7 protein-coding genes are annotated in these 13029 nt (G+C 69.8%); 6 read left to right on the forward strand and 1 reads right to left on the reverse strand.

The genetic code is table 11. From position 1 onward, the window contains the following. Positions 1-5: 5 nt before the first annotated feature. On the forward strand, positions 6-872 hold the full coding sequence (locus ACU6WY_RS02705; protein WP_483820931.1) for an SURF1 family protein: 867 nt from the start codon (positions 6-8) through the stop codon (positions 870-872). A 10-nt stretch (positions 873-882) separates the two neighbouring features. Here ACU6WY_RS02705 and ACU6WY_RS02710 read toward each other — a convergent pair whose 3' ends face one another. After that, positions 883-1830, reverse strand: a complete 948-nt coding sequence (locus tag ACU6WY_RS02710) for an IS481 family transposase (protein WP_483820932.1) — start codon at positions 1828-1830, stop codon at positions 883-885. Between the two features lie 386 nt (positions 1831-2216). Between ACU6WY_RS02710 and ACU6WY_RS02715 the strand changes: the two genes are divergently transcribed. From ACU6WY_RS02715 to ACU6WY_RS02735, 5 genes are all read left to right on the forward strand, one after another. Then, on the forward strand, positions 2217-4289 hold the full coding sequence (locus tag ACU6WY_RS02715; protein ID WP_483820933.1) for a purple acid phosphatase family protein: 2073 nt from the start codon (positions 2217-2219) through the stop codon (positions 4287-4289). 2 nt (positions 4290-4291) lie between these two features. Continuing rightward, on the forward strand, positions 4292-9355 hold the full coding sequence (locus ACU6WY_RS02720; protein ID WP_483820934.1) for a metallophosphoesterase: 5064 nt from the start codon (positions 4292-4294) through the stop codon (positions 9353-9355). A 95-nt stretch (positions 9356-9450) separates the two neighbouring features. Next, complete coding sequence (locus ACU6WY_RS02725) at positions 9451-9972, forward strand: DUF3817 domain-containing protein (RefSeq protein WP_483820935.1); 522 nt, start codon at positions 9451-9453, stop codon at positions 9970-9972. After that, positions 9969-11549, forward strand: coding sequence for a glutamine-hydrolyzing GMP synthase (gene guaA, locus ACU6WY_RS02730; protein WP_483820936.1), 1581 nt, complete (start codon positions 9969-9971; stop codon positions 11547-11549). The genes ACU6WY_RS02725 and guaA overlap by 4 nt, the downstream gene beginning before the upstream one ends. Positions 11550-11624: 75 nt before the next feature. Beyond that, on the forward strand, positions 11625-12980 hold the full coding sequence (locus ACU6WY_RS02735) for a glycosyltransferase (protein WP_483820937.1): 1356 nt from the start codon (positions 11625-11627) through the stop codon (positions 12978-12980). Positions 12981-13029: the final 49 nt, after the last annotated feature.

Consider the following 13029-nt stretch of genomic DNA (forward strand, 5'->3'; position numbering starts at 1 on the left):
ACCGCGTGACCTCTCCCGCCGCGATCGAGCAGGAACCGCGCCAGGTGTTCCCCCCGACCCTGCGTGAGGTGATGCTGCGCCCGCGCTGGCTGGCCTTGCTCGCCTTCTCGCTGGTCGTGGCGGGGGCTCTCGCCTGGCTCGGGCAGTGGCAGCTCGGACGCGCCGTTGACACCGCTCCACCGGAGCCCGGCCAGACCGAGATCGTGCAGCCGCTTGGCGATATCGCCGAGCCCGGACGCTACCTCCCGGAGCCGCTCGTGGGCCAGCGCGTCGAGGCCACCGGGAGGTGGGTCGCGTCCGACTTCATCGTCGTGGCATCCCGCTTCAACGACGACGTCGAGGGGTACTGGGTCACCGGCCAGCTCCGCCTCGACGGTACGACTGCCCCGACCTCGATCGCCGTCGCGCTCGGATGGGCGCCCGATCTCTCCGCGGCCGAGCGTGCGGCTGCGGAGCTGCAGCGGCAGGTCGATGCCGATCCCGATGCGCTGGTCTCGGTGACCGGGCGCCTCATCTCCGACGAGGGCCCCGCGCGTCCGCCGTCGGGGGCCGATCCGCAGACGCTGACGCGCATGTCGCCGGCAGCCCTGCTCGGGCGGTGGAGCGATGTCGACGGCGTCGCCGTGTACCGGCCGTATCTCGCCTCGCAGGCCGCTATCGGGCCGCTCGACGCGATCGTGTCGCCGGCGCCCGATGAGCGCTCGCGCGTCAATTGGCTCAACATCTTCTACGCCGCCGAGTGGGCGATCTTCGCCGGTTTCGCTCTGTACCTCTGGTACCGGCTCGCGCGCGACGCGTGGGAGAAAGAAGTGGAAGACCTCGAAGATGCCGCGGCGGAGGCGGCCGGTTCGACCCCGCCGACACCGGCCTAGCTGTACTCGGTCATGAGGTTGGTGACAGTCGGCTGATCGGAGGTCGGCCGCCGCAGGCGGTGTGTGGTCGATCGTAGTTGTAGTGCTCGAGCCAGGGTGCGAGCGCTTCAGCGCGATGCTGGTTAGAGACGTAGGGGGCGCGGTAGGCCCAGTAGTCCTGCATGGTGCGGTTGAAGCGTTCAGCCTTGCCGTTCTGCCAGGGACAGTGCGGCCTGGTCGTGATGTGTTTCGCGCCGAGTGCGGCCAATTGCCCCTGGAACGCGGCCGAAACCGTGTAGTTCTTGGCGTTGTCGGTCATGACCTCGCGGATCCGGATGCCGTGGCGGGCGTAGAACTCCGCCGCGGCGGCGAGGAACGCCGCGCAGGTGGTGCCCTTCTCATCGGGGAGGATCTGCGCGAACGCGAGTCGGGAGTGGTCATCGACGGCGACGTGGACGTAGTCGAACCCGAGCTTCACCCGGCGGTCCCTGCCGTGGTTGTGATCGATGAAGTCAGGACCCTGGGAGCGCCAGCCGCCACCGGCGGGGATGCGGCCGAGCTTCTTGACATCGATGTGGATCAGATCCCCCGGGGTGGCGCGCTCGTAACGGATCTGGGTGCGCCGCGATGCGCGCAACGCGATCCCCGTGACCGGGTCCAGCTCATGCAACGCCGGAAGGCCCGCCCTCGCGATCAACCGGGAGGCTGTGCGCGGGCTGACACCGCAACGGCGGGCGATATCGTCGCGCCCGAGCCGCTCCCGCGAGCGCAGCTCGACAACGGCGGCCGCTGTCGCCACGGGAGTCGCCGTCGGCGACGAGACGGGACGCGAGGACCGATCCGACAGTCCCGCCTCGCCCGCCGCACGGTACCGGACAAGCCAGCGATGGGCACACTGTCGCGAGACGCCCATCTCCTTCGCGACATGTGAAACAGGTCGGCCGGCGAGGACCCGGCGCACGAGAATCAGACGGCCCATGACAGTGAGCCGCGCATTACGGTGGACCAAGAGAAGGCCTCCACTTCGGTGACGTTAGACACCACCAATCGTGGAGGCCTTCTCCCTATCCGAGTGTCACCAACGTGCCGACCGAGTACACCTAGCCCACGTCGAGGGTGCAGAGCGAGATGTCCGACAGGTAACGCGGGCCCCAACGAGACCCGATCCCGCCGGGGCATCGAACCCAGCCGGAGATGACATCTTTCGGCCGAGGTAAACGTTGGTCGAACGTCGTGCGAGAAGCCCTCACTTCATCCGATCGGGTGAAGAGGCACCGACACAATCGCTAGGGATCCGCTGACAGCGGGTCATCTCGCCTGCAGCCGCCGGTCACCCGAGACCGGCCATGTCGAAAGGGCTTCCGCGTGCTCAAATTCGCTCGTCCGACGGCCATGACCGCGGGGGCTGTTGCCCTCGCGATCGGTCTGTCCAGCTTCGGAGGCGGCGTCGCCGTCGCCGCCGGCGGAGGCCTCGCGCCGCCCGCCATCGATCCCGTGCTCGTGCACACCCCGACCGCGGTTCCCGACCGGGTGATCCTGACCCCCACCGAGACGCCGACGACGAGCCAGTCGGTCACCTGGCGTACCTCGAAGGACGTCACGACGCCCCGCGTCGAGTGGGCGCTCAGCGGACCCAGCGTGGTCAGCGGCGCACAGTCGCTCGAGGCCACCTCCACCCACCGGCTGGACACCACGCTCGGCTACGAGATCGCGCACCACTCGGCCACGATCACGAACCTGCAGCCCGACACCACGTACGTCTATCGCGTGGGCGACGGCGAGACCTGGAGCGAATGGCTCGAGTTCTCGACCGCGAGCGAGCAGCCCGGCGACTTCAGCTTCCTCGTGCAGGGAGACGCCCAGAACGACAACAAGGCGTACACCTCGCGCACCTTCCGTGCCGCATTCGAATCGCGCCCGTACGCGCGCCTCGTGGTGCACGCCGGCGACCTGATCGACACCGAGACCAGCGACGCGGAGTGGGGCGAGTGGCACGAGGCCGCCGCCTTCTCCAACCAGTACCTCAACGTCGTGGCATCCACGGGTAACCACGAGTACTACCCGGGACCCGACCTGGCCGCGCACTGGGGCGCGCAGTTCGAGTACCCGCTCAACGGCCCCGCGGGGGCAGAGACGCTGAAGGAGACGGTCTACTCCGTCGACTACCAGGGCGTGCGCTTCATCAGCCTCGACTCCACCCAGGCCATGGGCGCCCAGTCACGTGCGGCTCAGACCGCCTGGCTCGAGTCGCGCCTGGCGGAGAACCCGAACCAGTGGACCGTCGTGACGTTCCACCACCCGATCTTCTCGGTCACGAGCGGGCGCGACAACGCCGTGCTGCGCGAGGCCTGGCTGCCGCTGTTCGAGAAGTACGACGTCGACCTCGTCGTGCAGGGTCACGACCACGCCTACGGTCGCGGCAACCTTCGCGCCAACGAGCAGAACCTGCCCGAGGGTGCGGACCCGGCGAAGAGCCACACCGGCCCCGCCTACCTCGTGAGCGTCGCCGGTCCGAAGATGTACGTGCCCGACCCCGCCGAGGCCAACAACTGGACCGCGAACAACGCGAACCTTCGGGTGACGGGTCGCGACGTGCAGCTCTTCCAGACGGTGGACGTCACCTCCGACGGGCGCATGCACGTGGAGGCGCGCACGGTCGACGGCGCTCTCTTCGATGCGTTCACGATCAAGAAGGATGCCAACGGCACGAAGCTCGTGACCGACGACGACGCCGCGTGGGCCGGTGGTCCCGGATCCACCCGTGACGGCGTCGCTGCTCCGAGCACGCCCGACCCGGAGCCGACCCCGACCCCGACTCCGACGCCGACCCCGGAGCCGACGCCGACGCCGACGCCGACGCCGACCGCGGAGCCCACGCCCACGCCGACCCCGACGACCGAGCCGACGCCGACGCCGACCGCGACGACGGAGCCGACCCCGACGCCGACCACGGAGCCCACGACCGGTCCGACCCCGACCACCGGGCCCACCTCGGAACCGACCACGAGCCCCACGCCCACTCCCGCTCCCGGTGGTGACGCCAAGATCATGGTCGGCGACAACACCGTGGCCCCGGGCGGAGCCCTGTCCGTTTCGGGTACCGGCTTCGTGCCCGGCGAGCGGGTCGCCGTCGAGCTCCACTCGACGCCGGTGACCCTGTCGCTGGTGACCGCCGATGCCACGGGCGCGCTCAACGCGACCGTCACGATCCCGGCCGGCACCGAGCCCGGTGAGCACTCGATCGTGCTGACGGGTCTCGACTCGAAGCGCACCGCGTCCATCGGGATCGTCGTGACCCAGCCGGCCGTCGGTGCCGCATCGCTTCCGGCGACGGGTGCTGCACTTCCGGTCTCCCTGATGGTTCTCGGCGGCGTCCTCGCCGCGGGCGGTGCCGTCCTCATCCTCCGCTCCGTCCTTCGCAACCGAAAGGCCTCCTGATCATGGCTCGCATCCGTACAGCCGGTCGCGTCCTTGCTGCCGGTGTCGCCTTGGGTGTGATCGCGACCGGCGGCGTCATCGCCACCGCGGCGCCCGCGTCCGCGGCATCCGTCCCCGCCGCCCAGCGTTACGCCCCGTCGATCGTCCCCGATCGCATCACGCTGCTGCCCGCGGCCGATCCCACGACCCAGCAGGTCGTGAAGTGGCGCTCGTCCACCGGCGTCGCGCAGGGTGTCGTGGAGTACCGCAGCTTCACCCCGGCCCCGTACCCGGCGAACGTGCTCTCGGTCGACGCGCAGAGTCGTGTCGAGCAGGCCGCCGATCTCGGGTACACGAACGTCGTGCACACGGCCACCCTGAGCGGCCTGCAGCCCGGTGTCTCGTACATGTATCGCGTCGGCGACGGCACGAACTTCAGTGAGTGGCAGGACTTCGACACCGCGGCCGCCTCCGACGACGACCGGTTCTCGTTCGTCTACTTCGGAGACGTGCAGAACGGCATCCTCGGGGACGCCTCGCGTGTGGTGCGCAACGCCTTCCGCGATCGCCCGAACGCCGACCTCGTCGTGCAGGTGGGCGACCTCGTCAACGACGCGCACTCCGACCAGCAGTGGGGTGAGCTCTACGAAGCCTTCTCGTACGGTCTGGGCACGCAGCAGCTGCTGACGACGCCGGGCAACCACGAGTACGACGGGGTTCTCTCGTCGCAGTTCACGAGCATGTACACCTACCCCGACAACGGTCCGAAGGGCGAGGGCGGGGTCTACGACAAGCTCGCCGGCACGGTGTACTACACCGACCACGAGGGTGTGCGCTTCATCTCGCTCAACAGCAACATCTCGGATGCCGAGGGGCTGCGCGTGCAGGGCGAGTGGCTCGACAAGGTGCTGACCGAGAACGACCAGCGGTGGACCGTGGTGTACTTCCACCACCCCGTGTACTCGCTCGACGAAGGCCGCAACAACCTCGGCATCCGTCAGCAGTGGGGTCCGATCCTCGAGCAGCACAATGTCGATCTCGTGCTCAACGGACACGACCACGCCTACGGCCGCGGAAACCTTCTCGCCAACGAGAAGAACCTGCCGGCCGGAGCCGACCCCGAGCTGAGCTCGACGGGTCCGGTGTATGTCTCGTCGAGCGTCGGATCGAAGTTCTACGAGGCCGGGCCGCGGCACTGGAACGAGAACGCGGCTCACCTGCGTCGTCTGGAGACGGGTCTGCAGACCTACCAGATGATCGACGTCAACGGTGGCACGCTCCGCTTCGAGTCGCGCACGGCCGATGGCAAGTTCTTCGACGGCTTCACCATCACCAAGGACGGCGACACCAAACTCGTCGTCGACGGTGTCGAGCCGCAGGTCATCGACCCCGGGACCCCGGCGCCGTGCCTGGGCTGCGAGCCGAACCCCGACCCGGGCCCGACGGATCCGACCGACCCCGAGGTCCCCGTGGGCGACTTCGAGTACGAGCAGACGGCCCTTCTCGACGCCGTGATGCCGAACAGCGTCGGAGGTGAGCACACGGCTGCCCTTCCGGCCGGTGTGGCCTATCACCAGGGTCGGGACGTGCTGTACCTGGGTGACCAGAACGGTCGCAAGATCTTCGAGATCGACCCCGACACCGACACGGTGCGACGGGAGATGACGCTCCCCGAGAACATCCGTGACCTGGGGATCGACGAGGAGCGACAGCTTCTCTACGTGGGTCAGCAGAACCGCAACTGGGTGGTCGTCTCGATCGCGGACGACACGTTCGGACAGGTTGTGCGCGGGCCGTACCCGATCATCGAGTCGCAGCGCTCTATCGACGTCGACCCGGTGAACGACTACGTCTACGTGGCTGTCCCGGCGCGCGGCGTGGAGGTGTTCCGTGCCTCCACGGGCGTCTCGCTCGGGGTGATCCGGGGGACGGCGGATGCGTACTACGTCGCAGCCGACCCGGCCACGGGCATGCTCGCCTCGACGAAGTTCCAGGGTGTCGCGGGTACTCCGGACATCCAGGTCTTCGACGCGAAGAACGGGTTCTCCCAGGTCTGGGAGCGCGAGGTGCGCCCCGGCGCGCGTCAGGTCGACATCGACAGCGAGCGCGGTCTGCTCTACGTCGGCTACACCGGTACCGCTGCCGACCGCGGTGGGTTCTCGGTGCACTCGCTGGCCGGGGGTGACCTCCTGGTCGACAAGGTGGGCCCGCAGTTCGGTAAGGACGGCTACGGCATCGCGATCGACGAGGAAGACCAGCGTGTCTTCGTCGCCAACCGCGACTTCCGTCTCAACCCGCCCGGAGAGGAACTCGTTCCCTTCGCGATCACGGAGAGCACGCGCATCGTCGAGCCCGAGCCCGAGCCCTTCGTGTTCGAGACGGCCGGGTTCCTGGACTCGGTGATGCCGAACAGCGTCGGTGGGGCGCACACGGCGGCGTTGCCGGCCGGTGTCGCTTACCACCAGGGCCGGGACGTGCTGTACCTGGGTGACCAGAACGGTCGCAAGATCTTCGAGATCGACCCCGACACCGACACCGTGCGGCGCGAGATGACCCTGCCGGAGAACATCCGTGACCTGGGCATCGACGAGGAACGGAGCCTGCTCTACGTCGGGCAGCAGAACCGCAACTGGGTCGTGGTCTCGATCGCCGACGACACGTTCGGACAGGTCGTGCGCGGGCCCTACCCGATCATCGAGTCGCAGCGCTCGATCGACGTCGACCCGGTGAACGACTACGTCTACGTCGCGGTTCCCGCGCGGGGGATCGAGGTCTTCCGGGCCTCGACCGGTGTCTCGCTCGGAGTCGTGCGCGGAACGGCGGATGCCTACTACGTCGCCGCCGACCCGGCCACGGGCATGGTCGCGTCGACGAAGTTCCAGGGAGTCGCGGGTACCCCCGACCTCCAGGTCTTCGACGCGAAGAACGGGTTCGCCCAGGTCTGGGAGGGTGAGGTGCGCCCCGGCGCGCGTCAGGTCGACATCGACAGCGAGCGCGGTCTGCTCTACGTCGGCTACACCGGCACCTCGTCCGACCGCGGTGGGTTCTCGGTGCACTCGCTGGCCACCGGTGAGAAGTACGCCGACCAGGTGGGCCCGCAGTTCGGTAAGGACGGCTACGGCATCGCGATCGACGAGGAAGACCAGCGCGTCTTCGTCGCCAACCGCGACTTCCGCCTCAACCCGCCCGGGGAAGAGCTGGAGCCCAAGGCGGTCACCGTCAGCGCTCGCGTGACGACGGACCCGACGGATCCCACGGATCCGACGGACCCGACCGACCCGACGGACCCGACGGACCCGACCGACCCGACCGACCCGACGGACCCCGAGGTTCCCGGCACCCCGTACGAGCCGAAGGCTCTGACGGTCTTCCCGACCGAGGGTGCACCGGATGCCGCGGAGATCCGCCCCGTCGGCTCGGCGGTCGACCCCGCCACCGGCTTCGTCTACGTGGCCGACGAGATGCGCCCCGCGCGGGTGCACGTCGTCAACCCGAAGACCGACACGATCGTGCGCACCCTCACGGCGCCCACGACCGACCCGGTCGAGGACGGGCTGCGCGACATCGCATTCGACCCGGCCACGGGCAACCTCACGGTTGCGTTCGGCAGCAACTGGGTGGTCATGGACGCCGAAACCGGGAACAAGGTCGCAGGCCCCTTCGCCTTCAGCGGTGGGGTGCGCGGCATGGACGTCGACTTCGCCGGCGGACGCGTCTTCGGTGGCCTTCGCGGCACGGGCTTCGATGTGCGCAACGCGGTGACGGGCGAGCTCATCACCGTGGTCGAGGGGCCCGCCGACGGCGGAGCGTGGCGCACCCACGGTGTCGCGTACGACGAGAAGAACAACCTCATCTACGTCAGCAACAGCGACACCTCGGGGTCGACCCAGGGCATCCGCGTCTACAACGGCACGGACTACACCCTGGTCGACACGCTCGCCATCGACGGCGCGGACTTCCGCTCGATCGATGTCGACTCCGCCACCGGCGCCGTCGTGGTCGGGCACCAGTCGACCACGTTCGAGAACTCGGGCGTCTCGGTCTACCGGGCGGCCGACCTCGGACTCGTCGAGCGGCTGTCGGCCCACACCTACGGCAACAAGGTCTACGGGGTCTCGATCGACCCGAAGAGCCACGCGCTGTACGTGTCGGCACGCGACCGCTTCCCGACCGGGTTCATCCGCGTGACGCTCCCGGCCGAGCTTCCCGCCGCGCCGGCTGAGCCCTGGGTCGCCCGTGCGCTGGGCGCCATTCCGACCGAGGGTGCGGCCGATGCGGCCGAGATCCGCCCGGTCGGGTCGGCGGTCGACCCCGCGACCGGCACCGTGTTCGTCGCCGACGAGATGCGGCCGGCACGCGTGCACGTGATCGATCCCGCGACTGACACGGTCGTGCGCACCCTGACCGCCCCGACCACCGACCCGGTGCAGGACGGTCTGCGTGACATCGCGTTCGACGCGAAGAACGGTCTGCTGTACGTCGCGTTCAGCTCGAACTGGGTGGTCATGGATGCCGAGTCCGGCGCCAAGGTGCGCGGTCCGTTCGCGTTCAGCGGCGGGGTGCGCGGCATGGACGTCGACTTCGGACGCGGACTCGTCTACGGCGCCACCCGCGGCGGCGGCTTCGACGTCGCGGACGCCGTGACGGGCGAGCTGAAGCAGACCGTTGCGGGTCCGACCGACGGCGGCGCCTGGCGCACGCACGGTGTGGCCTACGACGCCGTCGCCGACCTGCTGTACATCAGCAACAGCGACGCCGACGGGTCGACCGAGGGTATCCGGGTCTACAAGGGGTCGGACTACTCGCTGGTGCAGCGCCAGCAGGTCGCGAGCGCCGACTTCCGGTCGATCGCCGTGGACGGAACGAGCGGCACGGTGGTCGTCGGCAACCAGAGCACGACCTTCGATCAGTCCGGGGTGACGGTGTTCTCTGCCGCCGACCTGAGCCTGGTCACGCGGCTCTCGGCGCACGAGTTCGGCAACAAGGTCTACGGGGTGTCCATCGACGCCGAGCGTGACCTGCTGTACGTCTCCGCGCGCGACCGGTTCCCCGCGGGCCTGATCCAGGTGACTCTCCCGCAGGGCTGAGCCGCCGCGTCCGTCGGGCCGTCCTCCCCTCACCGGGAGGGCGGCCCGACGCCGTTGCGGCAGGGATGTCGCGGGTCGCGACTAGACTGGCATCCATGCCCCGCGCCCCCAAGCTCGCCTCGTTCCCGGCGATCCGCGGAGCCCTGAAGTTCTACCAGATCTGCTCGATCATCACGGGTGTCGGCCTCTTGCTGCTGGTCGCCGAGATGATCCTGAAGTACACGCCCATCCACAAAGAGCTCTTTCTGGGCGGGTCTGGCGGCTTCCTGTGGTTCGCCGACGCCATCCCCGGTCCCGGCTGCCAGTGGTTCTCTCTCTTCGTGCCCGGCGGCAGTGGGTGCGACATCGTGTCCACCGGCGACGGCCTCAACATCTCGCTCGCGATCCTCGTGGCGCACGGCTGGTTCTACGTCGTGTACCTGTTCTCGTGTTTCCGTGTGTGGAGCCTCATGCGCTGGCCGTTCAGCCGGTTCGTCTTCCTCGCGCTCGGCGGCGTCGTGCCCTTCCTGTCCTTCTTCCTCGAGGTGCGCACCGCCCACGGCGTACGCACCTATCTCGCCCAGCGCGAGGCCGACGAGGCCTCCGCTCCCGTCTCCGCCCCGGAAGGATCCCGGTGACCGAACAGACCGAAACGTCGCAGCGTCCCGTCCTCGTCGTCGACTTCGGCGCCCAGTACGCCCAGCTGATCGCCCGTCGCGTGCGCGAAGCCGGCGTCTACAGCGAGATCGTGCCGCACACGGCCTCGGCCGCCGACATCGCGGCGAAGAACCCGGTCGGCATCATCCTCTCCGGCGGTCCCTCCTCGGTCTACGAAGAGGGCGCCCCGCGGCTCGACGAGGGGGTCTTCGACCTCGACGTGCCCACGCTCGGCATCTGCTACGGCTTCCAGGTGATGGCCCAGGCGCTCGGCGGCGAGGTGGCGAACACCGGTCTCCGCGAGTACGGGGCGACCGATGCCACGATCGTCACCGAGGGCACTCTGCTGCAGGGTCAGCCCGCCGAGCAGAACGTCTGGATGAGCCACGGCGACCAGGTCTCCCGCGCGCCCGAGGGCTTCGACGTGCTCGCCCGCACCGCGCACACGCCCGTCGCCGCGTTCGCGAACGACACCCGTCGCTTCTACGGGGTGCAGTGGCATCCCGAGGTCAAGCACTCCGATCACGGTCAGAACGTGCTCGAGAACTTCCTGCACAAGGCCGCAGGCCTCCCCGCCGACTGGAACAGCGGCAACGTCATCGCCGAGCAGGTCGCGCGCATCCGCGAGCAGGTCGGCACGGGCCGCGTGCTCTCGGCCCTGTCGGGCGGGGTCGACTCGGCAGTGTCCACCGCGCTCGTGCACGAGGCCGTCGGCGACCAGCTGGTCGCGGTGTTCGTCGACCACGGGCTCCTCCGCAAGGGCGAGCGCGAGCAGGTCGAGAACGACTACGTCGCCTCGACCGGTGTGCGCCTCATCACCGTCGACGCGCGCGAGACGTTCCTGAACGCCCTCGCCGGCGTCAGCGACCCCGAAGAGAAGCGCAAGATCATCGGCCGCGAGTTCATCCGCGCGTTCGAGAAGGTGCAGGCCGACCTCGTCGCCGAGGCGAAGGCCGACGGCGAGCCGATCCGCTTCCTCGTGCAGGGCACGCTGTACCCCGACGTCGTCGAGTCGGGCGGCGGCGCCGGTACCGCGAACATCAAGAGCCACCACAACGTGGGCGGCCTCCCCGAAGACCTGCAGTTCGAACTCGTCGAGCCGCTGCGCACCCTCTTCAAAGACGAGGTGCGCGCAATCGGTCGCGAGCTGGGTCTTCCCGAGGCCATCGTCGGCCGCCAGCCCTTTCCGGGGCCCGGTCTGGGCATCCGCATCGTGGGCGAGGTCACCGCTGACCGCCTCGAGATCCTGCGTGATGCCGACGCGATCGCCCGCGCCGAACTGACGAAGGCCGGCCTCGATGCCGAGATCTGGCAGTGCCCCGTCGTGCTGCTGGCCGACGTCCGCTCGGTTGGTGTGCAGGGTGACGGCCGCACCTACGGTCACCCGATCGTGCTGCGTCCGGTCTCGTCGGAAGACGCCATGACCGCCGACTGGACCCGCCTGCCCTACGACGTGCTGTCGAAGATCAGCAACCGCATCACCAACGAGGTGCGCGAGGTCAACCGCGTGGTGCTCGACGTGACGTCGAAGCCGCCGGGGACCATCGAGTGGGAGTGAGCCGGTTCTGACACCGGCTCCCGCGCCGGTGCCGTCACCCGGTTCCGAGGCGTCATCCTCGAGTCGAGAGCAGGGATGAGAGTGAACTTTCCCGACGCGTGGTACCTGATCCTGTCGAGCCGGCTCATCCCCGACCTCGACGGCGGGTACACGATCTCGACGCTCGCGCGGGCGCAGCAGATGGCAGATGCCGGAGCCTCGGCGTTGCTGCTGACGGTCGACCCGGGAACTGCCGAGGCGCACGCCGCGCACCGCGCGGAGTTCGTCGCGCGCGGGGCGGCGCCGGCATCCGATGTCTTCCGCAACCTGTTCGACGAGGCCGTGGGCCCCGATGGCGGGGCGGCGGACTGGCTGCGCGCGGCCGCGCGACCGGGCGAGCCTGACCCGACGCTGGAGTACCGGGCCGTCGCCGGGGGAGCGGTCGACCTGCCGAATGTCATCGACCCGCACTGGCACCTCGCGACCGCGCCGATCGTGATCCGGGATGCCACGGGCGCCGGCGCCGGCGTGATCGACGGGTTCGGGGCGCTCTACCGCGCGTGGCTCGCGCACGTCGTCGCGGGGCTGCGGGCCGAGCGCGACATGCCCGTCGTGGTCGTGTGCGAGGCGCGGCAGCTCGGGGAGCTCATCGTCGAGTGGGACGACCCCGACGTGCGGATCGTGCACACCGTGCACACGATCCACCTCGAGCAGCCCTTCACCGCCGACGCGCCGATCAACGCCCTGTGGCAGCGGTGGTTGGCAGTGGCGCCGCGGTTCGATGCGGTGCTGTGGCCGACGCCGTGGCAGCGCGACGACGTGCGAGAGCGCTTCGGCGACGACCGCGTCGATGTGGTCGCCCCCCACGGGGTGCCCGCCGCGGCCGAGGCGCCCCCGGCCGGGGACGGGCCCGTCGTGGTGCTCGGGCGTCTGGCTCCCGGGAAACGCCTGGACCACGCTGTCCGCGCCTTTGCCCGGGTCGTGGCAGAGCGCCCCGGGGCGCGTCTGGAACTGTGGGGCGAAGGTGCCGAGCGCACCGCGCTCGAGACGCTCGTCGCCGACCTCGGCCTGGGCGACGCCGTGACGCTCCCGGGTCGGACCCTCGATCCGGGCTCCGTTCTCGACTCCGCGGCGGTGTATCTCACGACCTCCGCCTTCGAGGGGCAGGGTCTCGCCCTCGCCGAGGCACTCGCGCACGGTGTTCCCGTGGTGGCCTACGACATCCGCTACGGCCCGCGCGACATGCTCGCCGGGGGCGGTGGCATCCTGGTGCCCGACGGCGACGAGGACGCGCTCGCCGACACCCTCGCGCTCGTGCTCAGCGATGCCGGGCTGCGTGCCCGATTGCGCGCCGAAGCGCGCGAGTCGGCGCGGGCGCTGAGCCCCGCCCGCGCGATGCAGGCGCTCGCCGCGGCGTGCGCCGAGGCGCTGTCGCGCCCGTCCCGCCGCTAGTCCCGCGCCGCCCCCGCCCCGCCGGCGCCCCGCCCCGGTGTGCCCCGTC

This window comes from Microbacterium sp. ZW3a (assembly GCF_057167165.1).

Bases quoted from the DNA above. Each gene is read 5' to 3' on its own strand.
- ACU6WY_RS02725 (WP_483820935.1), top strand. From the start codon at position 9,451: ATGCCCCGCGCCCCCAAGCTCGCCTCGTTCCCGGCGATCCGCGGAGCC.
- ACU6WY_RS02710 (WP_483820932.1), bottom strand. From the start codon at position 1,830: ATGGGCCGTCTGATTCTCGTGCGCCGGGTCCTCGCCGGCCGACCTGTT.
- ACU6WY_RS02735 (WP_483820937.1), top strand. From the start codon at position 11,625: ATGAGAGTGAACTTTCCCGACGCGTGGTACCTGATCCTGTCGAGCCGG.
- ACU6WY_RS02720 (WP_483820934.1), top strand. From the start codon at position 4,292: ATGGCTCGCATCCGTACAGCCGGTCGCGTCCTTGCTGCCGGTGTCGCC.